We start from the raw sequence: 25,601 nt of genomic DNA on the forward strand, positions 1-25,601 counted from the left end.
AACTCTCCGTCATTGGATGGAACGATAGGCCGCGTCGACGGCATCACAGAAACTGTTGATGCCCTGTTCGAGGTCGTCCCGGGTGATGGTCGCGTCGGGATAAACCCGCAGTACCCGGGTTGCGCTCAGGCAGAAAGCCAGCAGCACATTGCGGTGTGCGGCCTCGATCAGGGTCTGCGCCACATAGTTACTGGAAGTGAACTCCACACCGATCATCAGGCCGCTACCGCGTACTTCAGCCACCGCCGGGCAGTCCTGCAGACGTTTGCGCAGGATTTCCATGGCCACTTGCCCCAGCTCATTGACGCGTTCGCAGAATGCGGGATTGCTAACCACGTCGAGCACCGCGTTGACCACTGCCCCGGCCAGGGCGCTGCCCGCATAGGACGAGGCATGCACAACCGGATCACGCGCGGGTGCGCCGAACCGGCTGCTGTCGTAAATGGCGGCGGCCACCGGGAACACGCCGCCGCCCAGGGTTTTGCCGAACACGATGATGTCGGCTGGCGCTCCGCAGACCAGCGACCCGCTGCGCCCCAGGCCTGATTGAATCTCGTCATGAATCATGAACGCGTCATGCTCGCGACATAGCCCGGCAAGTTCTCCCAGAAAGCTCAGGTCCACCGGCCTGATTCCGCCCTCTCCCTGAACAGGCTCGGCGATTACCGCAGCAATATCGCCTTCTGCCAGTGACTTGCGTGCAGCGTCCAGATCACCGGCATTGATGAACACCACATCTTCGGCATGCATCAGCGAGGCGTGGCCCCTGTAGCCATAGCTGACCGCCAGCGCGCCGCTGGTACGCCCGTGATAAGCATGAGTCAAAGCGATGATTCGCCGCTTGCCGGTCTGCATGCGCACCAGTTTGAGCGCCGCTTCGATGACCTCCGAACCACTGTTGCCGTACAGCACGCCATTACCTGGCCGACCGACACTGGCCACCAGGCGCTCAGCCGCACTGAGGCTGGGTTCGTTGGCCAATATCCGGCTGGAAAGGCCCAGCGACGTCACCTGCCGCGTTAGAGCAGCGACCACCTCGGGGTGCCGATGGCCCAGCAGATGCAGGCCGAACGATCCAAAGTCCAGCCAGCGCCGACCGGTGTCGTCGGTTATCCACGAACCCTGGGCCGAGTGCTCGGCTGCGGTAAGCCCTGCCATTCGCAGCATCAGGCCTTGCTCACGGCCGAATACCGCCCCGTAACGCTCGACAAACGATGATTTGCGCACCGGCACTGCAGGCGCGGTCATGACATGACTGTTCATAGAGACCTCATCAAAGGAGCCAGAAAGGCAGCATCGCGTCCTGCCAGGCGGCAGGAGCGGTCCCAGTCACGCAGGGTCCGCAGGACCTGGCCCTGAGTACCCGGCAGCAACGGGTTGAACAGCTTTCCGGGAAAGGCTTGCAGAACTTCCTTGAACAGGTCGATCAACCGGCTTGCCTCATCAATGCGGTCGGCATCGGTATCCGTGGGGACGCCCAGCCATTCGACGGCGACTGGCCCGGAGTGAGCAATGACGTCTGTGAGCCCGTATTCACTGAACAAGGCGAACTGGTGTAACTCGTCCGGGGTGTCGGCACCGGCGAGTCGGCAGTCAATGTCGACCATCAATTCAGCCAGCTTGATTCTCAGCGCATCCACCACTTGAGGCTCGTTCGCCGCGCCTTCGAGGTCTTCCAGATAGGCTTCAAGCTCGGTCATCAGCAACCAGGCCACCGATATCAGCTTTTGCGCGTAAGGCCCTGCCGGGTATACATAGCCGCCACTCAGCCGGGGAAACCACTGGCGACCGGCTGCCTGTGCTGAAATTGCAGTCATGCGTGTGCTCCCTGCATCGGGTTGTGATCCTTGAGTGAGAAGCTGACGAGTCCGGCACGCGCAGCGCGCAGAAGACAGGCGGAAGCCTCAGGTGATTGCTCGGCAAGATCGATCGGGCGGGTGCTGGACAGCTCTGGCACATCCAGACGTGCCAATAGCGTCGCCTGTTGATCGTCGGTGAGCACAAAGTCGACCCCCGGCAAAAACGCACTGGCGGCGGAACGCTCGATACCTGGTTTTAACGCGGCATAGTCCGCTTCGCAGGCAAAGGTTTGCTCGGCGAGCTGGGTCAATTCACACAATTGCATGAGGCCTGCCCCCTGCAATCCATTGCGGCAGGCAGGATAGGCGCGTTGCCACAGCTGCCCGATGGCACGGGCAAGGCCGTCGTCATTCAGCATGCCGTGCCTGTTGAGCGCGCGGTCCCATCGCAGGAGTGTCCACTTGCGATTGGAGTTGACCCAGCCGTGGCTGGCCAGCGTCGCGTTCATCAAAAACAGTGCGGCGTTGCAGGCATAGGCGGCGGCCGCGCGGTATTCGCCGCTGCGCCAAGCCAGCACTGAAAAGCAGGCGCTCTGCCGGAAGTCATCGAACGCTGCCACCGACCAGATCGAACTCAAGTCCTTCTGACTGTCCAGATAAGGAAGCGACTGATCGGTCGACACCGCGCAGACCAAGCGCTCCAGGTACTTTCGCGATACCGCCTGCTGCTTGTCCCACTGCTTGAACGCAACGAGTTTCTGTGCGGTAGTTTTGTGTGCGTCCGTCGCCAGTTGGGAGAACGCGTTGTGAACTTCTTCGCGGGCAAATGCCACCACTTCCATATGGTGTTCATTGTGGTAAATCTGCGAGGCCATCGATTGATCGGACTGCCGATCATCGGTCACACATATCAGGTCTATATCACTGGCCGCATTAGCGATGCCATGTACGGGAGAGCTGCTGATCAGCGCCAGTTGTGCATCGGCATACTGGCGTTTCACAACCTCTTCCAGTTCAGAAAAAGCAAGTTGGCGCGAGGCCAGAAACTGCAGGGCGTTGCCTGAATAAAAAGCACGAAAATCCATGTACACCTTCCACTCGATAACGGTGACTTCATTGGGGCTGCTATTCGGCTTGCCGAGCAACCCCCTGCCTGATCCATGACCATGAATTACTTTGTCGTCGTTAACGCGAGCGCTGACGCAATGGAACAAGCCCCCATTACTTCACGATATTGTACCCAGCAAGTGGCGTGCCACCGTTATTGATCATCGTGTATTGGCAAGGTGCCAGATAATCGCCAACGCCGGTCTGAAGCGTGACCGAAAGATCAGCAAGCTTTTAAATTCACTGACTTTTTTTCGTAAACCTTCGAAATATGACAACTTTAATATATGTATCGAATTATGTATAAGCCACTTTTAAAAGTAGCAAAGTGCTATCCATGTTTATTATTTCAGGGCACGTAAGCAACTGCACCACGCCGACTCAATAGCGTCGAAATCGCACTGTTTTGGCTTATCGTCTTGTATACATGTTTATTAGATCACTGCCGTTAAGTTTGTTCAGCCGCCTGATAAAGCAGTGGCACGAAGCTTGCTCAAACTCTGCTCACACTTCGAAGCCAGGGAAGTTCAACGTGGACACACTTCTTGCACAATTAGCCGACGACACCAACGACACCTTCTATACCGTTGACCCGCGCTGGATCACTCGGAATGCGCAGCAATTCAGTGGCTGTTTTCCAGGTACCGTGCTGTATGCAATGAAGGCCAATCCACTTGTGCAGGTACTTGAAGCCTTGAGCCAGGGCGGTATCAATCATTTTGACGTGGCGTCGCTTGCAGAGGTGCAGACGGTACACAACACGCTGCCCAACGCAGTTCAATACCTGATGAACCCAGTGAAGTCCCGCCATTGCCTGCACGAGGCCTACTATCGGTATGGCGTGCGTTCATTTGTGCTCGACAGTGAGGAGGAACTCTCGAAGTTGCGGGACGTGTTGCCCGAGCGCGACAGCACGATCAGCCTGTTCGTGCGCTACGCACCCTCCGAGTCGACGGCGGTTTATGACCTCAGAGGAAAATTCGGGGCAAGTCCGGTGTTAGCGACGCAACTGGTGCATCAAGTGGCGTCCAGCACCGACTGGTCACTCGGGCTGTCATTCCATGTCGGTTCGCAAGCCATTGAAGACGGCCCGTGGCTCGCTGCCCTCAATGACGCCGATGCCATTGTGCGCGACACCGCCGAGCACGTCAGGCACCTGGATATCGGTGGCGGGTTTCCGGGCAATTACCTGAACTCCATGGGCAATACGCCAGACCTGGTTGGCAGAGTCTGCGAGCATATCCAGACCAGCCCGACACTGAAGGACCTGAACCTGATCTGCGAAGCGGGTCGTGGCCTGGTCTACGGCGGCATGTCGCTATTTGCTCGGGTGCTTTCAAGACGCGAACACAGTGTTTTTTGTGGTGCCGGTATTTTTGGCGGTTTGCTCTCAGCCCAGCAGTGGCTGCAATTTCCCGCACGCGTGTGGCGGGACGGCACCCCTTACACCGGTGCAGCGGAAAACACGTTCAATATCTTCGGCCCCACCTGCGACAGCATGGATCGCCTGGCCTTCCCCTACACGCTCGCCAGCGATATCAGGGAAAGCGACTGGCTGGAATTCCAATCGACCGGCGCTTACTCGGTGTCCTTGCGCACCCCGTTCAACGGGTTTTACGCCGACCGCATCATTTCTCTCCCTTCCTGAATGCCTGAAAAGCGATCTGCCGCCATGCTCATAAAAGCCTATTTGTTCCTGCTCGCAGGAATTGTCGCTGAAACAGTGGCGACCATAGCACTGAAGGAAAGTAACGGCTTCACCCGCTGGGTCCCGGTTATTGCCTCTATCGCGGGCTACGGGCTCGGAATCGTCTGCCTGGGGTATGCACAACGGGACTTGCCCATGTCCCTGATCACCTCCATGTGGTCAGGGTTGGGCATTACGCTGATCACTGTCATTGCCGCGTTTCGCTATCAACAGGTGCCCACGTTAATGGCCGTGAGCGGTATTGGCCTGATCATCGCGGGCATCATTCTGGTCAATCTGGCCAAGGAACAAGTGGCCTGACAGCGTCTGGCTGCCAGGCTGATACGTCGGTTCAAGCGAAGTCAAAAGGCCCTTCGAAACGGCCTATTGGCAACCAGTGGGTAATCAGACCAGTGTCGGCCTTCCAGTGGTGCAGCAGCAGCGCTGGAGGCTCGACATAGGAAGCGTCGGCAGCCTCCGGGTGCAGTTGCAAGGCAATGGCCGTCGTTGTGCTCGGTGCCGTACACATCAGCGTGCCGCCAAAGCGCAGCTGCATGAAACGGTGAATATGACCGCAAACGATTCTCTCGACAGCCGGGTATCTGGAGACAACCTCGGCCAGCCGCTCGCCCCTTTCACAGCGATAGGCGTCGATGCAGTGAATGCCACTTGAAAACGGCGGCTGGTGCATCATGATCAGCGTTGGTTTGTCAGGCTCCAGCGCCAGCGTGCGATCCAGCCATTGGGTGGCAGTATCGGTCATATCGCCGTGGTGCTGTTCGGGCACGCTGATATCCAGTCCGATGATGCGCATCGGCGCGGAACCCGAGTCGACGAAGCTGCAGTTTTCCTCATTGATGAAGTAATTGTGCTCCGGGAAGGCATTACGCAGGTTCTGCCGATGATCATGGTTGCCCGGTATCATCAAAAGCCTCTGGCGCAGCGGCTGCAGTAGCTCTCGGGCCATTGCGTACTCCTCGGGCCGCCCCTCGTCCACCAGATCACCGCTGAACAGAATCAGATCAGGCGGCGGATCCAGGGCGTTTATCGTGTCGACGGCAGCCGCCAGCATTGCATTCGAATCGACAACGCCTTGATAAAGCAGCCCTCTGGGCCGTACATGCGTGTCAGAAATGTGCGCTATCAGCATTCCATTACCTCAATCGTGTCCAGGTCGCTTATTCACTTGTGCAGTGAACCTGCAACGACCGGGCCAGACTTCGCCCCGGCCATTACTGAAGCGCGGCAGCGATTGAGAACACCGCAGGCTTTAAACCTCGGGAAACAACGGTTCTCCCAGATTGAGCATGAGCCGATTGGCCCAGGCGAATATCGAGATGGCGTGAATCAGGTCCAGCACCTGCGCATCGTCCAACCCTTGCTCGCGCAGTGCATTGATGTGCCCGGCGTTGAGCGAGGCCGGTTCGAGCGTCAGGTCGATGGCGAACTGCACGATGGCTTTTTCACGCGCGGTCGTACCTGCCGTATGGGGGTCGGCAAATATCTGGGCGATAACATCATTGCGCTTGGCCAGTTGTTCGAAGCGTTGCGCATGCACTGACGCGCAATAGACGCAGCAGTTGATTCGCGACACGACGGTGCTCGCCAGTTCCCGTTCGGCGCGCGACAAGCCACCCGGTGCGTACATGATCGCGTTGAACGCCTGTGAACGCTGGCGAAGGATGTCTGGGTGATGTGCCAGGGTCAGGTAGTAATCCGAGGTCTTGGCCTGCGGATGGCTTTCTTCAAGCACCGCAACCTGCCCGGCGGTCGCGCTGTTCAGGTCCACGGTTGGCAGCCAGGCTTTCCAGCCCAGTACCTGATTGGTGAAACCCTCAATTTCAATCAGTTCGCTCATCAGACTGCTCCGGCAGACTTTAACGCATCCAGCCCTGCGGCCAGACGCACTTGATAGGACAGGAATGCGATCAATTGCGCCAGCACCACGATTTCAGCGGTGCTCAGGCCCTCATGTTGCAGGGCCTGCAGGGCGCTTTGATCGCCGTGTACCGGAGACTCGATCAGGGTGCGGGTAAAACGCAGGATCGCAGCCAGACGCGGGTCCTCCAGCAGATCGATTCGGCTGGCGCTCACATCGGCCAGTACGCTTGCCTGCGCGCCAGTCGCCTGCAATTGCGAAAGATAATGCTCGCTGAGGGTCGGTTGCAGGCTCAGCAGGGTCGCGTAATAAGCAATCCAGAGGCGCTCACTCAACGACAGGTTGTGCTCCAGCGTCGGAGCAAAAAACAAATCCTGGCTACCCTGGGTGGCCAGTGCGACCTTGTCCCGCGCGTGTCGAACTGTGTGCAGCGGACTGCCCGGCGCAATGCCCAGCAGGCTATCGAGAGTGTCCGGAGACGTTGAATGTTCAGTGATCGATGTCATGACAGGTCCTGCAATGCTGTGGTTGCATGCGCGCAGCCGCTTCAAGAAGCGGCGCGTGAATGAAAGGAGATCAAGGCTGTTCGGTAACCATGATTGCCGCCGTGCGGTCACTGACCAGCGGCTCGACCTTCAGGCCTTTGCGCGCCGCCCAGATGTTCTGGTAGTGGAACAGCGGGATGATGCCGACGTCGTCGCTGACCACCTGAACCGAGTCCTGAAGAATCTTGCGCCGTTTGGCCTCGTCGAATTCGGCGGTCGAATCAGCCAGAGCCTTGTCTACCAACGGATTGCTGTAATGCCCCCAGTTGGACGCGCCCTGCCCCTTGCTGCTGTCGACCGTGGTCAGAATGTTGGTCAGGGCATATGCCGCTTCGCCGGTCCCGTTGCCCCAGGCAATCACACTGATCACCAGTTCATTCTTGTTGGCCTTGCCCGCGTACACGGCCCACGGCAATACCTCCAGCTGGACCTTGACGCCGATCCGCGTCCAGAACTGCGCCACTGCCTGCATGACTTCCGGCGCTTGCGGGTAACGGTCGCCCGGGACGTGCACGGTCATTTGGAAGCCTTCGGGAAAGCCTGCCTGCGCCAACAGGTCCTTGGCTTGCTTGACGTCGTAAGGGATGTTCTTGATCTGCGGGTTGTAACCGAAGGTGTTAGCCGGCATCCATTGGTTGGCCTCGGTAACGGTGCCTTGCATGATGCGTTCGTTGATGGCCGGGCGGTTGATCGCCAGGGACAGCGCCTTGCGCACCCGCACATCCAGCAGCGGGTTTTCGGCCAGCGGCTTGCCTGCGTTGTCACGAATGAACTCGTTCGGCCCGGCACGGAAGCTCGGTTGAATGATCAGCGCACGCAAGCCCTGATAGGCGAAAACATTGACACTCGGCGTTTTGCGCAGACGCTCCACATCGGTGGGCGACACCTTGTCGATCACGTCTACATCACCCGCCAGCAATGCAGCAGTACGGTTGGCAGCGTTGGCAATGAAACGAAAATCAACCTTGTCCCAGGTTGGTTTCGCGCCCCAGTAGCTGTCGTTGCGGGCAAAGATCGTGCGATCGCCAGGCACGAACGAGACAAACCGGTAAGGACCGGTGCCGATCATGGCCTTGCCCGAGTTGTAATCGGCGCTGCTGGCGGTCGCACCTGCATGGCGGCTGACAATGTAGATCGAATCGACGTCCGGCAGCAGGTTGGCATTGGGCAGACGGGTCTTGATGATCAGCGTGTGCTCATCCTTGGCCTTGACCGATTCAACGGTGCGCATGGCACCTGCGTAAGACGCGACGCTGCCGGGCACGCTGCGGGCGCGCTCGAAGGAGAACACCAGATCGTCGGCGGTCAGCGGCGTACCGTCCTGCCATTTCACGTCATCGCGCAGGGCAAATTCCCAGGTGGTGTCGTCGACGACCTTCCAGCTCTTGGCGAGGCCCGGCAGGGTCTTGTCATCGCGGCGGCTGACCAGCGATTCAAAGGCATGCAGCGCCACCGAGCGGTCGCCGGCATAGTTGTTGAGCTGAGGATCGAGCGACGATACCGGGTCGGCATAACCGATACGCAAGTCCTGCGCCGAGACACTGCCAGCGGCCAGAACGAGGGCCGACGCTAACAACGAACGAACGAGTGGTTTCATGGGTGATTCCTTGTACGCAATGGCAGAGGGTGACGAGCTTCAGGCGCTCGTTCAGCGTTGATCATTCAGATGGCACGCGCTCTGGTGGTTCGGCGAAACCTCCCTCAGCGCTGGAACTTCCTCGCGACAGCGCGCCATGGCGTGCGGACAGCGAGGGTGGAAATGACACCCGGTTGGCGGGTTCAGCGGGCTGGGGATTTCCCCTTGGATCGCGTCATAACGGGTACTGCGAATATCAAAGCGCGGGATCTGCGCCAGCAGGGCCTGGGTATACGGGTGATTGGCACGCGCAAACAGGTCATCGACCGATGCGGTCTCGACCACACGGCCCAGGTACATCACGACCACGCGGTCGCACAGGTGCTCGACCACGCCCAGGTCATGGCTGATAAAAAGATAGGTCAGCCCCAGTTCGTCGCGCAGGTCCATGAACAGGTTGAGAATCTGCGCCTGAATCGACACGTCCAGAGCCGCCACCGACTCGTCGCACACCAGCAGTTCCGGTTGCACCGCCAGCGCACGGGCAATCCCGATGCGCTGACGCTGGCCACCGCTGAACTGATGCGGATAGCGCTGACGCAATTGCGGGCTGAGCCCGGCACGCTGCAATTGCGCACTGACGTAATCATCTGCGCCCTTGCGGTCGGTCAAGCCGTGCAACAGCGCACCTTCGCCGACGATCCGGTCGACCCGCAGGCGCGGGTTGAGGCTTGACGACGGGTCCTGAAAAATCATCTGCACTTTCAGGCGCAGCGCCTTGCGCTCCTGCGTCGTCAGGCTGTCGAGCGGCTTGCCGTCCACCGATGCGATACCTGACGAGACCGGCAGCAGCCCGGCGACCATGCGCCCAAGGGTCGATTTGCCACAGCCCGACTCGCCCACCAGCCCGACCACCTCGCCACGCATTATCCGCAGGTCGACTCGGTCCACCGCATGGGTCACCGGTTTCGGACGGGTCAGGTGCAGTCGCTGCAGCAGTCCTTGAAGAGAGTGTTCAGCCACTGGTTTGCCGAAGGCCTTGCTGACCTGGTGCAGCTCGATAAGGGGAATCAGATCACTGGGCATCGGCAGCTCCCGGATGAAAGCAGCGAACCGTCTGGCCCGGTCCCGCCTCGTGGGGTTCGGGGTCGGTCTGTACACATATCTGCGACGCTCTGGAGCAGCGCGCCGCAAAGGCGCAGCCGGCAGGCATCGACAGCAGGTCCGGCGCCATGCCGGGTATCTGACGCAGGCGCTGGCCACGCTTGTTGCGACTTGGCAGGCTATCGATCAGCCCCTGTGTATAAGGATGTTGCGGGCGATCCAGCACCTCGGTGACCGGGCCTTGTTCGACAATACGTCCGGCGTACATCACTGCCACGTCATCAGCCAGCCCGGCAATCACGGAAAGATCATGGGTGATCCAGATCAGTGAGGTGCCCTGCTCACGTACCAGCTTCTGCACCTCGCTGAGGATTTGCGCCTGAATGGTGACGTCCAGAGCAGTGGTTGGCTCATCGGCAATGATCAGGTCCGGCGCATGCAGCAGCGCGATGGCGATCGCCACCCGCTGGCGCATGCCGCCAGACAGTTGATGCGGGTAGGCGCGCAGGCGTTCTTCAGGGCTGGCGATGCCCATCAGCGCCAGAGTACGACTGGCATGCTCGCGGGCCTCGCGCCTGCCGAGCGGGCTATGCGCGCGCACCGCTTCGACCATTTGCGTGTCGACCCGCAGCACCGGGTTGAGGGTCATCATCGGGTCCTGAAAAATCATCGCCACCCGATTGCCCTGAATACCGCGCAGTTGCGAGGCAGACAGTTTGGTCAGATCACGTCCTTTGAACAGCACCTGCCCGCCACTGATGCGCCCCGGCTCATCGACAAGGCCGAGAATCGAAAACCCGGTGACCGATTTACCCGAACCCGACTCACCGACCAGGCCGAGAATACGCCCCGGCTGCACGCTCAAGGACACATCACGCACCGCTGGCAGCACGCCTGCGCGGGTATGGAACGAGGTGCACAGCCCTCGCACATCAAGGGTTGGCTGTGCTGACACTTCAGGCAGGCTCATCGCTGCAACCTCGGGTTGAGAACATCACGCAGACGGTCACCGACCAGATTGATCGCCACAATGGTGATCAACAGCGCCAGCCCCGGAAACAGGCTGATCCAGTATTCATTGCTGAGCATGTACTGAAAGCCGTTGGCAATCAGCAAGCCCAGCGAAGGCTCGGTCACCGGCACGCCCAGACCGAGAAACGACAGGGTCGCTTCCAGGGTAATGGCGCGGGCGATTTGCAGCGCGCCGATCACGATCAGCGGTGGCAGGCAATTGGGCAAAATGTGGCCAACCACAATACGCAGCGGCCCCACGCCCTGCCCGCGCGCCGCATCGACGTATTCACGGCGGCTTTCGGTCAGCGCCTGACCGCGTGCGGTGCGCGCGTAATAGGCCCATTCAAGCATTATCAGAGTCAGCATCACGTTGCCGACGCCCTTGCCCAGCCAGGCAAGAATCATCAGAGCCATGAGAATCACCGGGAACGACAGCAGCAGGTCGACCAGACGCATCAGCAAAGCATCGAGCCAACCGCCGACATACGCAGACACCAGCCCGAGCAGCGTACCGACCACTGCCGCAATCAACGCCGAGCCAATGCCGACCCACAGGCTGATGCGCAGGCCATAGATAATCGCCGAGACCAGATCGCGGCCCTGTCCGTCGGTGCCCAGCCAATAGGTATAGCCGCTGTCCATATTGAGGCTGCCTGGCGGCATTCGCGCATCCATCACGTTGAGCTGCATCAGGTCGTAGGGGTTCTGCACCACGATCCAGGGTGCCAGGACAGCCACCAGCACAATGACCAAAAGGACCATCAGGCCTGTCACCGCAGTCGGTGAGCTGAAGAACTCGGTCAGCACCCGCCGCCATGGCGATTGAGCCTGCAACAGCGTGCTGCCGATCGGGGCTTTTTCAATGACATTCATCGGGAGGCCTCGATGCGTACGCGTGGGTCCAGCAGGTAATACAGGCCATCCACGATCAGGTTGAGCACCACGAAAATCACCACGACCACCATCAGGTAAGCGACCACCACCGGGCGATCAAGCATGTTGATGCTGTCGAGGATCAGCTTGCCGGCACCGGGCCAGGCAAAAATGCTCTCGGTAACCACGGCGTAGGCGATAGTCGAACCCAGTTCCATGGCCAGCACCGTCACCACCGGGATCATGGTGTTGCGCATGACGTGCATGCACATCACACGCATCGGCGAAAGGCCCTTGGCCCGGGCGAATTTGACGAATTCCTGAGGCAGCACCTCACGCACGCCCGCACGGGTCAGGCGCAGCACCAGCGAAATCTTGAACAGCGCCAGGTTCAGCGCAGGCAGTAGCAGATGTTGCAAACCGTCCAGCGTCAGCCATGACCATTGCACACCCAGCCATTCACGGGTTTCGCCCCGACCGCTGGCCGGCAGCCAGCCCAGCGTGATCGAGAACAGCATGATCATCATCAATGCCACCCAGAACGCCGGCAGCGAAAAACCGACGATGCTGGCAGCCATCATCAGCCGGGAAAGCGGGTGCTCGGGGTACATACCAGCGAACATGCCCAACGGCACACCGATGACTACGGCCAGAAACAAGGCGCTGAACGCCAGCTCAAAGGTCGCGGGCAAGCGCTGCAGAATCAGGCGCATGGCATCTTCGTGGTACACAAAACTTTGCCCAAGATTGCCGTGAACCGCGCCTTTGAGAAAAATCAGGTACTGCTGCCACAGCGGCTGATCCAGCCCCAGGTGAGCGATGGCCTGCAGACGTTCGGCCTGATTGAGGTCTTCACCCACCAGAATGTCCATCGGGTTGCCGATGGCATTGAGGCCGACGAACACCACCACGGTCATCAACAGAATGACCAGCAACGACTGAGTGAGCCTGCGCAGCGCCCAGCCGATCATTGGCGCAGCTCTTCGGCGGTCGGCTGGCTGGCCACCCACTCATCGCCCAGCAGCTCCGGTTCGGCGTAATCGAGCATGGTGTCGAAATGCAGCGCGATGTCCTCATTGAACAGCTGCCCGACCAAGGCATGGGCCAGACGCTTGGAGCCTTCGCTGATGGCAGGAATATCCCCGGATACCGCGCCATAGCTCAGCGCTGCCGGGTAACTGAAGCAATGGATATGGTTAAGCCCCGGACAGGCGCCGGGGGTCTTTTCCTGAAACTCGAAGCAATTGCCCAGATCCGGCAGCACCGCCAGTTCGCTATCGGTTTCACTTTGCGGCGCTTCGAAACGATCCTGCCAGACGCGAATCTGCGACGAAAACGGGGCAAATTCAGGGCGCTGGCGGAAGTCGGTACGAAACCCGGTGGCAAACACCACAAAATCGGCCTCGATACGCGCTTTGGGCGTGTTCAGCCACACGCCGCCAGCCGGGTTCTGTTCGACTGAAAGCACCGGGCTGTCGAGCATGAAGCGGGCTCTGCCCGAACCAGACACTCTGAGCGTACTGCCGCGTGGCGGTGGCACTTGCTGGGTGTTCAGGTAGTGACGAATGCGCCATTTCCAGATATCCGGCAGGCGCCAATAACCGTGAACCATGCCCGGGTTACCGACCCCCTTGCCTTTGTTGATGCGAGGCAGCTCGGCGCGCCGGATGAGCAGGTCAACCCGCGTTGCGCCCGCTTCAAGCGCAGTGGCGGCGCTGTCCATGGCCGATGCGCCACCGCCAATGACTGCCACACGTTTGCCGGCGAACCAGCCATCTTGCAGGCCCGCCGCCGAATGCGTCCACAAATGCTCCGGCAACTGCCGGGCGAAATCCGGCACCCAGGGGCCGCCCAGACCGTCACGGCCCGTGGCGAGCACCACATGCCGGGCCAGCAGGAATTGTGTTTGCACAGGCGTCACGATATCCAGTTCGATAAGGCCGTCCGTTCTGGGTGCGACCCGGCTCACCCGGTGTTCGTTGCGTACGTCCAGCGCCAGCACCTTGCGATACCAACGCAAGTATTCGGCCCATTGCAGGCGTGGAATCTTGTCCAGTAATGCCCAGCCGTCGATACCGAATTGCGCTTCGTACCAGGCGCGGAAGGTCAGCGCAGGTAGCCCCAGCGCCGGTCCGGTCAGTTGCTTTGGCGAACGCAGGGTTTCCATTCGCGCGGTGGTTGCCCAAGGGCCTTCGAAACCGGCCGGGGACTGATCGAAAATCACCGCCGCCACGCCGAGGTTGCGCAGTTCTGCGGCCAGAGCAAGACCGGCCATGCCGCCGCCGATGATCGCCACATCAAGCACTGCCTGCCCGGCGCTCATCCTGGCTTTGACCCAGGGCTTGGCGGGCAGATCCAGCCAGGCCAGATCCTGCTGCAAACGAGCTTCCAGGGCCGCCAGACCGGCGGGTGCATTTACATCGGACATTGATCGGTACTCGAAAAAATGTTCGGGCCACAAGCCCAAGCGGTGACTCAAACACTTCAAGAATCATTCCAATGTCGCATTAAATGAATTCTTTAAGCCCTTGAATGCTTAATTCGAATAGTAAAAGGCGCTTTTTATTCTCGCAATGCGCAAAAAAGCATATTGATATTCCTGAATGGAATTTTAACGGGCTTCGCGTGCGGTGCCGTGGGGCGTCACGACACGCATTGCACCTCTCGCTCACTCGGCATAAATGCTCTGCAACAGGGCATCGTGCGCGCTGGCTTCGTGCATGATCATTCCCGGCAACAGGGTTTTTGCGCTGTCGGCAATCTCATCGATCAGCGCGCTTGCCACATCGGACAACGGGCTGGCGAAGGCTGAAATCAGACCGAAGAAAAACGGGATGTTGCAGGCGATTGGCCGGACCACTACACCTTGCAACGGCACGCCGATGGCGGTGAAAGGATCGACCAGCGCAATGCCCAGCCCGACTCTGGCCATTTGCATGGCGATCAGGGACGTATTGGTGTCAAGCATGCGCGGCGGCTGACCGCCCGCGTCCTGAAACGCCTTGTCGATGCGTCGACGAAAGCGATACGGGTTGGCCATGGTGATCAGCGTTTGCTGACGCAGCAGCTCCATCGACAGCACTTCATGGGTGGCCAGCGCAGAATCGGCGGGTAATACCGCCACGCAAGGCGCTTCGCCGATCCAGTGGATTTCCAGGCCGCGATGCTCCAGCGGCAGGCTTACCGCGCCCAGGTCCATGGTTTTCGACAACACCGCCTGAACCACATTCTCCGGGGACATGCTCTGCAACTGGATCTGCTGCGGACGCAGATGCTCAGGCAAGCGCGACAAGGCCGTGGGCAGCAAGCCAGCCGCCAGGGCCGAGATCGCTACCAGCTTGATCTGGTGATTTTCTTCCTGGGCAATATGCTGCGCACGTTGGCGGATATTCCGTACGCCCAGCAACGCGCTCTCCACTTCGCCATACATCATGAACGCTTTGTGGGTAGGCGTGACCTTCGGCCCGCTGCGCTCGAACAAGGCAAAGCCCAATTCCTGCTCAAGCTCCTGAATGGCCCGTGTAACCGATGGCTGAGAACGGCCGAGCATTTTCCCGGCAGCAGTGACACTGCCTGCCGACATGACCGCCGCGAAGGCTTCGAGCTGACGCAAATCCATAAGCATGCCTTGATCGATACATAGCCAATGAGGAAGCGCGACGCAATGCGCCCTCTGTTCAAAGCGCGAAAGTCTACACGCTGATGGAGCACTGGGTGAATGAACACCTCACCCGGCGATCATTACCCGGTTTCGGCCTTGTTGTTTGCCCAGATAAAGCGACGTGTCGGCACGATTGAGGGTTATCTGAAAGGTCTCGCCCGCGGCAAGGGTTGCCATGGCAAGGGTTGCGGTGACCGCAATGCTGCGTTCATCGATCTGACCGGCCTCTTCGGCGATACGCCGCCAGATGCGCTCCGCCACCCGCAGTGCATCATCGGGCGCGGTGTCCGGCATCAGCACCAGAAACTCCTCACCACCCCAACGGGCAGCCATATCGCTGTTGCGCACGCTTGAACTGATGACTTCGGCTACCCGCTGCAACACCGCGTCACCGGTCTCATGTCCGTGGAGATCATTGATCTGTTTGAAATGGTCGATGTCGAGCAGGATCAGTGAAGCCGAGAACCCCTGACGCCTTGCCTCCAGCTCGCGTATGCGATGCAGCACTCTCCTGCGCGTATAAAGGTTGGTCAGGCTGTCGCGGTTGGCAATATGAAACAGGCTCAGTTGCATCGACGACGTGAAACGTACCGAGAGTGCGGTGGCATAAATCGACAGGACGGTAGCCGTCAGCACGTTGACGATACCGAACGCATCAAGCACGTTCTGGCTAAGGCCGGATCCCTGCCCCATGTGGCGGCGAAAGGCGAAGCATCCGACCAGCGACAGGAGTATCGCCAGGCTATAGGCAATGCGTCTGATAGCGACCAGTTGAAAGGTAAAGGCAATGATCGGGATCACGCAGAACAGGTAGTAGCTGAAGTTGCTTTCCCAGCCCAACTCCCATGTCGCGAGCAGTGCATGGCCGATGATTTCCAGACACATCAGCTGTCCGGCCTGGCGATAGCGCTGTCTGCGGATCAGGTAAAGGCAGTTGATGTAGAGCAGCGTGCTGACGATGTTCGCTACCCACAGGACCTTCATGCCCAGCCCCAGGAACACCACCAGCAAGACACAGTGAATGCCCAGCGCGACATACACGATCGGAGTGATGTGTTTCCAGAACTGGATAGCCGTGTCCTTGAACAGCTGGGTGCGGTCTTCCGTCGGGAGGGTCATCATCACGTTATCTCGAAATGCAGGTGGAATATGACCATGAGCGTGGGGTGAAGATCATGATGTGTTGTCGGCCTGAACCGACGCTGCTTGATACGGCGGCTCGATAATATGTTGGTTTGCACAGCGCAAACGCCGTGGCATGTGCCGAAGGAGTCAAATGGACATCACTGATGGCAAGTAGTGCAATTAGATGCCTGATTTTCCTGAACCACTGGCAGCAGGCACGGGCCTGCACATCAGGCTCGTTGGCGAGATCGGTAAGGGATGACGGCTTTTCTTCAATTTGCAGTAGCGATCCCGGTGTTCTGGAAATACTATCGGGACCGGACATTGTGTTGATCGCGCTGCGCCCATCAGCCCGCCAACACGCAGGCAGCCCTGAATGATTCAGAAGGAAGCGTACTGATGGAACGTCTCACTGCAAAAGACTTTGCCCCTGAATTGCTTGAGCTTTACGACTACTACGCGCACGGCCGGATCAATCGACGCGAGTTTCTCGATCGGGCTGCGCTGTTCACCTTCGGCGGCCTGACCGCCAGCGCGCTGCTCGCTTCCCTCAGCCCCAACTACGCGCTGGCCGAACAGGTGGAATTCACCGATCCGGATATCGTTGCCGAGTATGTGTCCTACCCCTCACCCAAGGGGCATGGTCAGGTTCGTGGCTATCTGGTACGCCCGGCAAAAGCCACCGGCAAAGTACCGGCAGTGGTCGTGGTGCATGAAAACCGCGGTTTGAACCCCTATATCGAAGACGTTGCCCGCCGTGTGGCCAAAGCCGGTTTCATCGCGCTGGCACCTGACGGCCTGTCCTCGGTTGGCGGCTATCCGGGCAATGACGACAAGGGTCGGGAGCTCCAGCAGACCGTTAACCCGGAAAAGCTCATGAACGATTTCTTCGCTGCCATCGAGTGGCTGATGAAGCATGACGCGAGCACCGGCAAGGTCGGCATCACCGGTTTCTGTTATGGCGGCGGCGTGGCCAATGCTGCAGCCGTGGCGTACCCGGAACTGGGCGCTGCCGTATCGTTCTATGGCCGCCAGCCCAACGCCGAAGACGTGGTGAAGATCAAGGCGCCAGTCATGATTCACTACGGCGAACTGGACACCCGCATCAACGAAGGATGGCCCGCGTACGAGAAAGCCCTGAAAGCGGCTGGCACGACGTACGAAACGTACATCTATCCGGGCGCCAACCACGGCTTCCACAATGACTCCACCCCGCGTTATGACGAAGCCGCGGCCAAACTGGCCTGGGACCGCACATTGGGGTGGTTCAACAAGTACCTGGTTTAAGTTCTGGTTGAGCGGCGCGGCGCAGATCGGTGACGCAGAGCGTCACGCAAGGCATTCCCACGCAGGGGCGTGAGGAACGATAGTTTTGTAACTATCGTGCCCATGCTCCGCGTGGGCATGCCGTTCTGGACGCTCTGCGTCCTCTCTATAGCGCCCTCACCCGTTCCAGCAGTACCTGTAGTGGATGCTGCACCACTTTGCCATCCTGGCGCTTGACCTGGCTGCGGCATGAGTAGCCATCGGCGACCAGTCGACCTTCACCGCCATGCCGGGCCACCAGCGGCTGCCAGGACTGACGATAGATGGTGTCGCTGGTTTTTGCGTTTCGGGTTTCATGCCCATAAGTGCCGGACATGCCACAGCAACCGCTGGCCAGTACATCAAGCCTGAGCCCGGCGCGAGTGAAGGCTTTCTGCCAAAGGCCGACACTGGCAGGCTCGTTGGTCTTTTCAGTGCAATGCGGCAGGAAGTAGTACGTCTCTTCCGATGCCCCATCACGACCTTCCTCGACCGTGGACGCCAGCCATTCCTGCGGCAGCATGACCTCGGGTACATTCTCGCTGCCCAGCGTCTTGCTGTACTCCTGGCGATAGACCAGGGTCATGGCCGGGTCCAGACCGATCAGCGGAATGCCGTACCCTGCCAGTTTGCCAAGCGACTGGCTGTTGAAACCGGCAGCCTTTTCGAACGCGGCCAGAAAACCCTGCACGTGCAGCGGCTTGCCATTGGGTGCGAACGGTGCGAGATAAACCTGGTAACCCATACGCGAGATCAGTTCCAGCCAGTCTGCCGCCAGCGGGGTTTCAAAGTATCGGGTGAACGCGTCCTGAACCAGCACCACCGTACGTTTGCGCTCCTGCTCGCTCAACGCGGCCAGACGCTGCGGCGTGGCAATGCCGACATTCCAGCGCGCGCAGGCCGCGCGAAAGTCCATCAGGCTGAGCAATGGACTGTCGACCATACCGGCGACATGCTCAAGCAGGTAACGCACCGGTTTTGCGCCCATGATCGCGTTGTACAACCGGGGAAACCGCGCCAGGTGCGGAATGCTGAACTCCAGCGAGCCAATCAGGTAATCCTTGATCGGGCGCAGGTAACGGCTGTGGTACAGCTCCAGAAAACGCGAGCGGAATTCAGGTACGTTGACCTTGACCGGGCACTGCCCCGCGCAGGACTTGCAGGCCAGACAACCGGCCATGGCATCGTAGACTTCATGAGAGAAATCCTTTTGCCCCGCTACTCTGGCCACACTGTTGACAGTTCGCTCGGCAAGGCTTTTCAGCACATTGGCATTCCGCGCCCTGGCGCTGGCAGTCAGGACGTTGACATCCTGCTCGCCTTGCAGGCGCAGCCACTCCCTGACCAGCGAAGCGCGGCCCTTGGGTGAGTGAATGCGGTCACGTGTGGCTTTCCATGACGGACACATGGCATCGTCGGTGTCATAGTTGTAACAGGCACCGTTGCCATTACAGTGCAGCGCGCTGTCGTAGCTCTGCCAGACCCGTTCGTCGATCGTGCGGTCCAGGTCGCCACGCAGCTTCACCTCGTCTACCAGGGTCAGGCGCGCATCGGGCACCGTCGCCGGTGTGGCGATCTTGCCGGGGTTGAGCTGGTTGAACGGGTCGCACGCGGCCTTGAGCGCCTGCAACGCAGGGTACAACTCGCCAAAATATTCAGGCACGTATTGCGAACGCAGGCCCTTGCCATGCTCGCCCCACAGCAGCCCGCCGTAGCGCTTGGTCAGCGCGGCGACGGCGTCAGAGATCGGACGAATCAGTGCCGCCTGCGCCGGGTCCTTCATGTCCAGTATCGGTCGCACGTGCAGCACGCCTGCATCAACATGGCCAAACATGCCGTATTGCAGGCCGTAGCTGTCCAGCAGCGCCCGAAACTCCTGAATGTAATCGGCGAGGTTTTCCGGTGGCACAGCCGTGTCTTCGACAAACGGCTGCGGCCGCGCTTCGCCCTTGACGTTGCCGAGCAGCCCCACCGAGCGCTTGCGCATGGCGTAGACGCGGTTTACCGCAGCGCTGCCGGTTGCCAGGGTATGACCGAGGCGCACCACCGACGTGTCTTTTTGCAGATGAGCGACGAATGCATGGACGCGCTGTTCGACTTCGTCCAGTTCATCACCACTGAACTCGATCAGGTTGATGCCCAGAGTCGGCGTCGCCGGGTCCTGCGGGAAATACTCGGCCACGCCGTGCCAGACGATATCCTGCATGGCCAGCATCAGCACTTTGGAGTCCACGGTCTCGATGGACAGCGGCTTGTGCGCCATCAACGCCTTGGCATCCCGCAGAGCGTCCATGAAGCCGGCATAACGAACGTTGACCAGAATCGAATGTTTGGGGATTGGCAGTACGTTCAGCCTGGCTTCGACGATAAACCCCAGCGATCCTTCGGAACCGCAGAGTACGCTGTTGAGGTTGAAACGGCCGTCTTCCTCACGCAAGTGCGCCAGATCGTAACCGGTCAGGCAACGGTTGAGCGGCGGAAAAACGTCCTTGATCAATTGCGCCTGCGTATCGGCGATCTGCTGCGCACAGCGATACACATCGCCAGCACGGTCAACACGCGCTTGCTCGCTGGCCAGCTGCTCAGCGCTGAATGCCTGACTGTTGACGTAGGAACCACCGAGCAGCACGGTCGTCAGTTCCAGCACATGGTCACGGGTCTTGCCGTAGGTGCAACTGCCCTGCCCGCTGGCGTCGGTGTTGATCATGCCGCCAATCGTGGCGCGGTTGGAGGTCGACAGTTCCGGCGCGAAAAACAGCCCGTGCGGCTTCAGCGCTGCGTTGAGCTGGTCCTTGACCACGCCGGTCTGCACCCGCACCCAGCGTTCCTCGACGTTGATTTCAAGGATATTGTTCATGTGCCGCGACAGGTCGACCACCACGCCGTCGGTCAACGACTGCCCATTGGTCCCTGTGCCACCACCACGCGGGGTCAGCACCACCTGCTTGTACTCGGGCCGCGCTGCCAAGCGGGCGACAATTGCCACATCGTGGCTGTCCATCGGGAACACCGCAGCCTGCGGCAGGCGCTGATAGATGGAGTTGTCAGTGGCCAGCACAGTACGCGAGCCGAGGTCCCTGGCTATTTCGCCGCGAAAGCCGCCCTCCACCAAGGCATTGAGGAAACGATCATAGTGACCGACCTGCTCGGAGGTCGGTTTCAACAGCGCAATCATGGTGGTCTTCCTGGCTGACTAGGCGTTTTATATGCAAAGCACGTATGCTTCGAAACGCTCGTATGCATGGCGTTATCAACGGTTATCGTGATTCTCCGGCGTGTCATGCTTCAGTGCAAACGTAAAAGATGCCGTTTTTCCATGAGTTTTATGAATGAACACCAGAAGACTGACGCCCTCCATGTCTTTGTTGCTCGCTTTCGAGGCGGCCGCGCGGCATGGCAGCTTCACCAAAGCCGCAGACGAACTGGCCTTGACCCAGAGCGCCGTCAGCCGCCAGGTGCAGGCGCTGGAGGCGCAGCTGGAAGTCGAGCTGTTCAAGCGTGATGGCAGGCGTATCGAACTGACCACTGCCGGTGCGTTGTACCAGCATGAGCTGGCCGCCGCGCTGGGCCGCATCCGCAGTGCAACTCTGCAAACCATCGCGCACAAGGCCGAGGGCGGCACGCTGCATCTGGCCGTGCTGCCCACCTTCGGCTCCAAATGGCTGCTGCCTCGGATGAATGACTTTTACACCCGGCATCCGGGCTATGTGGTGCATATTCACTCACGCATCGTGCATGCCGACCTGACGCCTGCTGCCAGCGAAATGAACGCGATCATCTGTGCCGGCAACGGTAACTGGCCCGGTTACATCGCCCACCCGCTGGTCAGCGAAAAACTGGTGGTCATTGCCAGCCCTGCCGCGCTTGCCGGCTACCAAGCGATGACTCCGACGCAGGTCGCCCAGCATTCGTTGCTGAGCGTGGTGTCACGGCCCAATGCCTGGTCAGACTGGTTCGACAGTAATCGGCTGGACCACCACATCATGCGCCCCGGCCCGAGTTTCGAACTGACCTCGCACCTGATCCAGGCTGTGGCGGCGGGCATCGGTATCGCACTGGTACCGCGCATTCTGGTGCAGGACGAAATCAACAGCGGCGAACTGGTCACCCTGTTCGAGCCGCTGGACAGTGGGCGCAATTACTACCTGGCGTACGCGACGCGCTTTCAGAACCTGCCATCGCTGTGCGTGTTCAGGGACTGGCTGCTATCGACACCGTTTCCCGACCCTTTGTAAAACCTGCCCGCAACAGGAGCCGCTGTGCGTATCGAGCCCCTTCCACCCTTGCAGAACCTGATCGCCTTCGAAGCCGCCGTTCGGCACGCTAGTTTTACCCGTGCCGCCAGCGAACTGAACCTCACCCAGAGCGCGATCAGCCGTCAGGTCGCGCAACTGGAGGAATTTCTCGGCCGCGCGCTGTTTCGTCGCGAGCACAAGCGTATTCATCTGACGGTGGCCGGGCAGGTTTACGCCGAGCAGATCCAGCGTGTGCTGACCCTGTGTGCAGAGGCCACGGCACAAGTCATTACCCATAGCGGCGAACAACAACTGACCCTGGCTTGTTCCAGCGGCGTGGCCGCACTGTGGCTGGGCCCTTTGCTGGGACGCTATCGCGATGCCTTCCCCGCCGTGGATATCCGCCTGCGAGTGGTCGACGGGCTGGATTCTCTGATTCGCGCGGAATTCGATCTGGCGCTGTATTTTTTGCGCGAAACATCACCGACGGGCCTCGACAGTCGTTTGCTGTTCGCCGAATCGGTAAATGCCTACTGCTCGCCAGACTACCTGGACGGCCAGCTGCTGGAACCTGCACAGTTGCTGGACCACTGCCTGCTGATGCTGGAAGACGGGCAACGTCAGTGGCTGTCCTGGGGAGACTGGTTCGGCCGTCAGGGCGTTGATGCGTCGCTGATACGCAAGCGCATGACCGTCAACCTGTACCCCGTGCTGGTCGACCTGGCTGTCGCCGGGCACGGCATCGTGCTTGGCTGGCAACCGATGATTGACCGTCACGTGCAGTCCGGTGCGCTGGTGCCGGCCTGCCAGAAAAGTGTGGGTGCAATAGGCGGCTATTACCTGCTGACCCCCAGCGGCAAGACGCCCCGGCGCGCTGCGCGAGCCTTCGAGAAATGGCTGACAGATGAAATAGCCACGCTGACACCTCGCCCCTGACGCTTGCATGCATCTGGCGCATGCAAACCTGCGCAATAAGCGTTTTCTTAAAATCGGCCCAGCACCTACTCTCGACTGAAACGGGCAAAAAGACCTGACTCAGCCGCACTTACATCAACCCTGCCCCTCAATCAATGCAGCCACTGCAGGGGGCCTCCCTGCGTGTATCGCATGCAGGAGCCTATCCAGTGAGCACATTACGATCCTCTGCTTCACGCACCCATGAACAAAAGGCACGCCGCGCGGTGACCGCTACGGTGATCGGCAATGGCCTGGAATGGTTTGACTTCACGGTCTACAGCTTCTTCTCGGTGATCATTGCCAAAGTGTTCTTCCCCACCGGCAGCGAGCTGACCTCTTACCTGTTGGCGCTGGCGACCTTCGGGGTCGGCTTCTTCATGCGTCCGGTGGGCGGTATTGTTCTGGGAATCTACAGTGACAAGCGCGGGCGCAAGGCGGCTTTATCCCTGACCATCCTGCTAATGGCGCTGGGGACGCTGATCATCGGATTGACGCCCAGCTTCGCGCAAATTGGCTATCTGGCACCGCTGCTGATTGTTCTGGCGCGACTGCTGCAAGGGTTCTCTGCCGGTGGCGAGATGGGCAGTGCCACCGCATTCCTGACCGAGCATGCTCCGCCCGGCAAGAAAGCCTTCTACTCCAGCTGGATTCAGGCCAGCATCGGCGTCGCGGTGCTGCTCGGCTCTGCGCTGGGTGCCATTCTGTCCAGTTACCTGACCCAGGCGCAGCTGGAAAGCTGGGGCTGGAGGGTGCCATTTCTGATCGGCACGCTGATCGGGCCGGTCGGCTTTTATATTCGCAGCCGGGTGGATGAGACGCCTGCCTACAAGGCCGCAAAACCAGTCGAGTCGCCTCTGCGCGAAGTCATCAAGACCTACCCGCGCCAGACCCTGATCAGCTTTTCGCTGGTGGTACTGTGGACGGTCTGCACCTACGCGATTCTGTTCTACATTCCGTCCTACGCCCAACGCGTGCTTGGCCTGCCGTCATGGATGGGCTTCAGTGCGGGAATGATGGGTGGTGCAGTACTGATCGTCGCCACACCGATTGTCGGCGCCCTGGCAGACCGCAGCGGGCATCGCCCGTGGTTGCTGGGCTCGGCAATTGCCATTTTCTTCAGCGCCTACCCGATGTTCCTGTTCATCAACCAGATGCCGGGACTGTTTTCGCTGCTGGTCTTTGAGCTGGTACTCGGCCTGCTGATTTCCGGTTACATCGGTTCGATCCTTGCGGCCTTTGGCGAATTACTGCCCACCCACGTGCTGTCCACCGGGCTTTCGGTGGCCTACAACTTTGCCGTCACCATTTTCGGCGGCTTTGCCACCTTCACCATCACCTGGCTGATTGCCTCGACCGGCAGCAACCTGGCACCCGCTTTCTACATCATGTTCGCGGCCGTCGTCAGCGGCATTGGTGCGCTGCTGTATCGCGACCGTGCGCCTGCTGCCCATCGTCCCCTGTCTGGAGCTTTCCAATGAGTATTGCTGATCCTACACGCCTGATCCTGCGCAACGGTCGCCTGCTGGACCTGCAAAAAGGGCAATTGATTTCCGGCCAGGAAGTCGTGATCGAGGGTGAGCGCATTATCGACGTGCGTGCCGAAGGCGAGCCTGCCGCGGTTGGCGCGCGGATTATCGATCTGGGCGGCAGAACCCTGATGCCCGGCCTGATCGACTGCCACGTGCATGTGCTGGCTTCCAACGCCAACCTGGGCATGAATGCCCTGCAACCCAACGCAATCATCATGTACCGCGCATTACCGATTCTGGCTGCGATGCTCAACCGCGGTTTTACCACTGTACGTGATGCCGGGGGTGCCGACTGGGCGCTGGCGCGTTCGATCCAGATGGGGCTGATTCCCGGGCCGCGGATCTTCGCGTCGGGCAAGGCGTTGTCGCAGACCGGCGGCCATGGCGACATGCGCGCACGGGGCGAATTGCTGCTCAACGAACCTTGCTCGTGCTGCTTTCGGGCAGGAGCCATTGCCCGCGTAGTGGACGGCGTCGATAACGTGCGTCTGGCCGTGCGCGAAGAGCTGCAACAGGGTGCCAACCAGATCAAGATAATGGCGTCGGGCGGCGTCTCGTCACCGACCGATCCAATTGCCAACACCCAATACAGCGAAGCTGAAATCCGCGCCATCGTTGACGAAGCCGCCGCTGCGAACACCTACGTGATGGCCCATGCCTATACCGCTCGGGCGATTCGCCGTGCCATCGAATGCGGCGTAAGAACCATCGAACACGGCAATCTGGTGGATGCCGACACCGCCCGACTGATGGCCGAAAAAGGCGCATTTGCGGTGCCGACTCAGGTCACTTATGAAATGCTTGCCGAGTACGGCGAGCGCTTCGGCCTGCCAGCGGACTCGGTGGCCAAAATCGAGGATGTGCGCCAGGCCGGGCGCAACGCGCTGCTGCTGTTCGCCGAAGCGGGCGTACCGATGGGCTATGGCTCGGATCTACTGGGGGAAATGCACGAGTACCAGACCCACGAACTGAAGATTCGCGCCGAACTGCTCGGTAATCTGGCGGCGTTACGCAGTGCAACAAGTGTTGCTGCGCAGATACTCCAGCGCGAGGGTGAACTGGGTTGCATCAGCGCCGGTGCGATAGCCGATCTGCTGGTGGTGGATGGCGACCCGCTGAGCGATATCGGTTGTCTGGTCGGTCAGGGCGAACATCTGGCAATGATTGTCCAGGGCGGTCATGTGCGCAAGAACACCCTGGTCTGA

At 59.9% G+C, this 25,601-nt stretch carries 22 protein-coding genes; 7 read left to right on the forward strand and 15 right to left on the reverse strand.

The window, feature by feature from the left end; genetic code table 11:
• Window positions 1-9: 9 nt before the first annotated feature.
• The 3 genes from AO068_RS20985 to AO068_RS20995 are packed head-to-tail and all read right to left on the reverse strand — an operon-like array spanning window position 10 to window position 2,884.
• Entirely contained in the window at window positions 10-1,263 is a 1,254-nt protein-coding gene (locus tag AO068_RS20985; protein ID WP_058409337.1) for an aspartate aminotransferase family protein, read from the reverse strand.
• A complete protein-coding gene (locus AO068_RS20990; RefSeq protein ID WP_058409338.1) occupies window positions 1,260-1,817 on the reverse strand; it encodes a DUF6031 family protein in 558 nt (185 codons plus the stop codon). Before AO068_RS20990 ends, AO068_RS20985 begins: the two co-directional genes overlap by 4 nt.
• A complete protein-coding gene (locus AO068_RS20995; RefSeq protein ID WP_058409387.1) occupies window positions 1,814-2,884 on the reverse strand; it encodes a DUF6001 family protein in 1,071 nt (356 codons plus the stop codon). The genes AO068_RS20990 and AO068_RS20995 overlap by 4 nt, the downstream gene beginning before the upstream one ends.
• Window positions 2,885-3,438: 554 nt before the next feature.
• Here AO068_RS20995 and AO068_RS21000 point away from each other — a divergent pair.
• On the forward strand, window positions 3,439-4,554 hold the full coding sequence (locus tag AO068_RS21000) for a decarboxylase (RefSeq protein ID WP_057403032.1): 1,116 nt from the start codon (window positions 3,439-3,441) through the stop codon (window positions 4,552-4,554).
• Between the two features lie 24 nt (window positions 4,555-4,578).
• Window positions 4,579-4,914, forward strand: coding sequence for a DMT family transporter (locus tag AO068_RS21005; RefSeq protein WP_004662130.1), 336 nt, complete (start codon window positions 4,579-4,581; stop codon window positions 4,912-4,914).
• Window positions 4,915-4,945: 31 nt separating this feature from the next.
• On the opposite strand, the gene AO068_RS21010 is transcribed toward AO068_RS21005, so the two are convergent.
• From AO068_RS21010 to AO068_RS21060, 11 genes are all read right to left on the reverse strand, one after another.
• Window positions 4,946-5,743 (reverse strand): phosphodiesterase, encoded by a 798-nt coding sequence (locus tag AO068_RS21010; RefSeq protein ID WP_058409339.1) that lies wholly within the window; start codon window positions 5,741-5,743, stop codon window positions 4,946-4,948.
• Between the two features lie 120 nt (window positions 5,744-5,863).
• A complete protein-coding gene (locus AO068_RS21015; protein ID WP_058409340.1) occupies window positions 5,864-6,451 on the reverse strand; it encodes a peroxidase-related enzyme in 588 nt (195 codons plus the stop codon).
• Window positions 6,451-6,978: a CMD domain-containing protein gene (locus AO068_RS21020; RefSeq protein ID WP_058409341.1), complete on the reverse strand. Its 528-nt coding sequence runs from the start codon at window positions 6,976-6,978 to the stop codon at window positions 6,451-6,453. Before AO068_RS21020 ends, AO068_RS21015 begins: the two co-directional genes overlap by 1 nt.
• 70 nt (window positions 6,979-7,048) lie before the next feature.
• Window positions 7,049-8,614 (reverse strand): ABC transporter substrate-binding protein, encoded by a 1,566-nt coding sequence (locus AO068_RS21025; protein WP_058409342.1) that lies wholly within the window; start codon window positions 8,612-8,614, stop codon window positions 7,049-7,051.
• A 51-nt stretch (window positions 8,615-8,665) separates the two neighbouring features.
• Window positions 8,666-9,679 (reverse strand): ABC transporter ATP-binding protein, encoded by a 1,014-nt coding sequence (locus AO068_RS21030; protein WP_058409343.1) that lies wholly within the window; start codon window positions 9,677-9,679, stop codon window positions 8,666-8,668.
• Window positions 9,669-10,667 (reverse strand): ABC transporter ATP-binding protein, encoded by a 999-nt coding sequence (locus AO068_RS21035; RefSeq protein ID WP_058409344.1) that lies wholly within the window; start codon window positions 10,665-10,667, stop codon window positions 9,669-9,671. Before AO068_RS21035 ends, AO068_RS21030 begins: the two co-directional genes overlap by 11 nt.
• Window positions 10,664-11,584, reverse strand: a complete 921-nt coding sequence (locus AO068_RS21040; protein WP_058409345.1) for an ABC transporter permease — start codon at window positions 11,582-11,584, stop codon at window positions 10,664-10,666. The genes AO068_RS21035 and AO068_RS21040 overlap by 4 nt, the downstream gene beginning before the upstream one ends.
• The gene (locus tag AO068_RS21045; RefSeq protein ID WP_002553733.1) at window positions 11,581-12,555 is read right to left on the reverse strand and encodes an ABC transporter permease; all 975 of its coding nucleotides are present in this window, start codon (window positions 12,553-12,555) and stop codon (window positions 11,581-11,583) included. The genes AO068_RS21040 and AO068_RS21045 overlap by 4 nt, the downstream gene beginning before the upstream one ends.
• Window positions 12,552-14,012: an NAD(P)-binding domain-containing protein gene (locus tag AO068_RS21050; protein ID WP_058409346.1), complete on the reverse strand. Its 1,461-nt coding sequence runs from the start codon at window positions 14,010-14,012 to the stop codon at window positions 12,552-12,554. Before AO068_RS21050 ends, AO068_RS21045 begins: the two co-directional genes overlap by 4 nt.
• Before the next feature lie 240 nt (window positions 14,013-14,252).
• On the reverse strand, window positions 14,253-15,203 hold the full coding sequence (locus tag AO068_RS21055) for a LysR family transcriptional regulator (RefSeq protein ID WP_057420430.1): 951 nt from the start codon (window positions 15,201-15,203) through the stop codon (window positions 14,253-14,255).
• A gap of 108 nt (window positions 15,204-15,311) precedes the next feature.
• Window positions 15,312-16,367: a GGDEF domain-containing protein gene (locus AO068_RS21060; protein ID WP_058409347.1), complete on the reverse strand. Its 1,056-nt coding sequence runs from the start codon at window positions 16,365-16,367 to the stop codon at window positions 15,312-15,314.
• A 402-nt stretch (window positions 16,368-16,769) separates the two neighbouring features.
• Here AO068_RS21060 and yghX point away from each other — a divergent pair, with 402 nt between their 5' ends.
• Complete coding sequence (yghX, locus tag AO068_RS21065) at window positions 16,770-17,657, forward strand: YghX family hydrolase (protein ID WP_004665497.1); 888 nt, start codon at window positions 16,770-16,772, stop codon at window positions 17,655-17,657.
• A gap of 145 nt (window positions 17,658-17,802) precedes the next feature.
• On the opposite strand, the gene ydiJ is transcribed toward yghX, so the two are convergent.
• Window positions 17,803-20,850, reverse strand: a complete 3,048-nt coding sequence (ydiJ, locus tag AO068_RS21070; RefSeq protein ID WP_058409348.1) for a D-2-hydroxyglutarate dehydrogenase YdiJ — start codon at window positions 20,848-20,850, stop codon at window positions 17,803-17,805.
• A 154-nt stretch (window positions 20,851-21,004) separates the two neighbouring features.
• On the opposite strand from ydiJ, the gene AO068_RS21075 reads away from it, so the two are divergent.
• The 4 genes from AO068_RS21075 to AO068_RS21090 all read left to right on the forward strand — a co-directional run bounded on the left by AO068_RS21075 (window position 21,005) and on the right by AO068_RS21090 (window position 25,601).
• Complete coding sequence (locus AO068_RS21075) at window positions 21,005-21,910, forward strand: LysR substrate-binding domain-containing protein (protein ID WP_080394721.1); 906 nt, start codon at window positions 21,005-21,007, stop codon at window positions 21,908-21,910.
• Window positions 21,911-21,934: 24 nt separating this feature from the next.
• On the forward strand, window positions 21,935-22,846 hold the full coding sequence (locus tag AO068_RS21080) for a LysR substrate-binding domain-containing protein (RefSeq protein ID WP_058409349.1): 912 nt from the start codon (window positions 21,935-21,937) through the stop codon (window positions 22,844-22,846).
• A 188-nt stretch (window positions 22,847-23,034) separates the two neighbouring features.
• Window positions 23,035-24,345 (forward strand): MFS transporter, encoded by a 1,311-nt coding sequence (locus tag AO068_RS21085; RefSeq protein WP_031599600.1) that lies wholly within the window; start codon window positions 23,035-23,037, stop codon window positions 24,343-24,345.
• On the forward strand, window positions 24,342-25,601 hold the full coding sequence (locus AO068_RS21090; protein ID WP_010202549.1) for a metal-dependent hydrolase family protein: 1,260 nt from the start codon (window positions 24,342-24,344) through the stop codon (window positions 25,599-25,601). Before AO068_RS21085 ends, AO068_RS21090 begins: the two co-directional genes overlap by 4 nt.

This window comes from Pseudomonas sp. ICMP 3272 (genome assembly GCF_001466905.1).
Classification (GTDB): Bacteria; Pseudomonadota; Gammaproteobacteria; order Pseudomonadales; family Pseudomonadaceae; genus Aquipseudomonas; species Aquipseudomonas amygdali.

Bases quoted from the DNA above. Each gene is read 5' to 3' on its own strand.
- AO068_RS21020 (WP_058409341.1), bottom strand. From the start codon at position 6,978: ATGACATCGATCACTGAACATTCAACGTCTCCGGACACTCTCGATAGC.
- AO068_RS21015 (WP_058409340.1), bottom strand. From the start codon at position 6,451: ATGAGCGAACTGATTGAAATTGAGGGTTTCACCAATCAGGTACTGGGC.
- AO068_RS21050 (WP_058409346.1), bottom strand. From the start codon at position 14,012: ATGTCCGATGTAAATGCACCCGCCGGTCTGGCGGCCCTGGAAGCTCGT.
- ydiJ (WP_058409348.1), bottom strand. From the start codon at position 20,850: ATGATTGCGCTGTTGAAACCGACCTCCGAGCAGGTCGGTCACTATGAT.
- AO068_RS21060 (WP_058409347.1), bottom strand. From the start codon at position 16,367: ATGATGACCCTCCCGACGGAAGACCGCACCCAGCTGTTCAAGGACACG.
- AO068_RS21075 (WP_080394721.1), top strand. From the start codon at position 21,005: ATGAACACCAGAAGACTGACGCCCTCCATGTCTTTGTTGCTCGCTTTC.
- AO068_RS20990 (WP_058409338.1), bottom strand. From the start codon at position 1,817: ATGACTGCAATTTCAGCACAGGCAGCCGGTCGCCAGTGGTTTCCCCGG.
- yghX (WP_004665497.1), top strand. From the start codon at position 16,770: ATGGAACGTCTCACTGCAAAAGACTTTGCCCCTGAATTGCTTGAGCTT.
- AO068_RS20985 (WP_058409337.1), bottom strand. From the start codon at position 1,263: ATGAACAGTCATGTCATGACCGCGCCTGCAGTGCCGGTGCGCAAATCA.
- AO068_RS21025 (WP_058409342.1), bottom strand. From the start codon at position 8,614: ATGAAACCACTCGTTCGTTCGTTGTTAGCGTCGGCCCTCGTTCTGGCC.
- AO068_RS20995 (WP_058409387.1), bottom strand. From the start codon at position 2,884: ATGGATTTTCGTGCTTTTTATTCAGGCAACGCCCTGCAGTTTCTGGCC.
- AO068_RS21005 (WP_004662130.1), top strand. From the start codon at position 4,579: ATGCTCATAAAAGCCTATTTGTTCCTGCTCGCAGGAATTGTCGCTGAA.
- AO068_RS21055 (WP_057420430.1), bottom strand. From the start codon at position 15,203: ATGGATTTGCGTCAGCTCGAAGCCTTCGCGGCGGTCATGTCGGCAGGC.
- AO068_RS21040 (WP_058409345.1), bottom strand. From the start codon at position 11,584: ATGAATGTCATTGAAAAAGCCCCGATCGGCAGCACGCTGTTGCAGGCT.
- AO068_RS21035 (WP_058409344.1), bottom strand. From the start codon at position 10,667: ATGAGCCTGCCTGAAGTGTCAGCACAGCCAACCCTTGATGTGCGAGGG.
- AO068_RS21045 (WP_002553733.1), bottom strand. From the start codon at position 12,555: ATGATCGGCTGGGCGCTGCGCAGGCTCACTCAGTCGTTGCTGGTCATT.
- AO068_RS21090 (WP_010202549.1), top strand. From the start codon at position 24,342: ATGAGTATTGCTGATCCTACACGCCTGATCCTGCGCAACGGTCGCCTG.
- AO068_RS21030 (WP_058409343.1), bottom strand. From the start codon at position 9,679: ATGCCCAGTGATCTGATTCCCCTTATCGAGCTGCACCAGGTCAGCAAG.
- AO068_RS21010 (WP_058409339.1), bottom strand. From the start codon at position 5,743: ATGCTGATAGCGCACATTTCTGACACGCATGTACGGCCCAGAGGGCTG.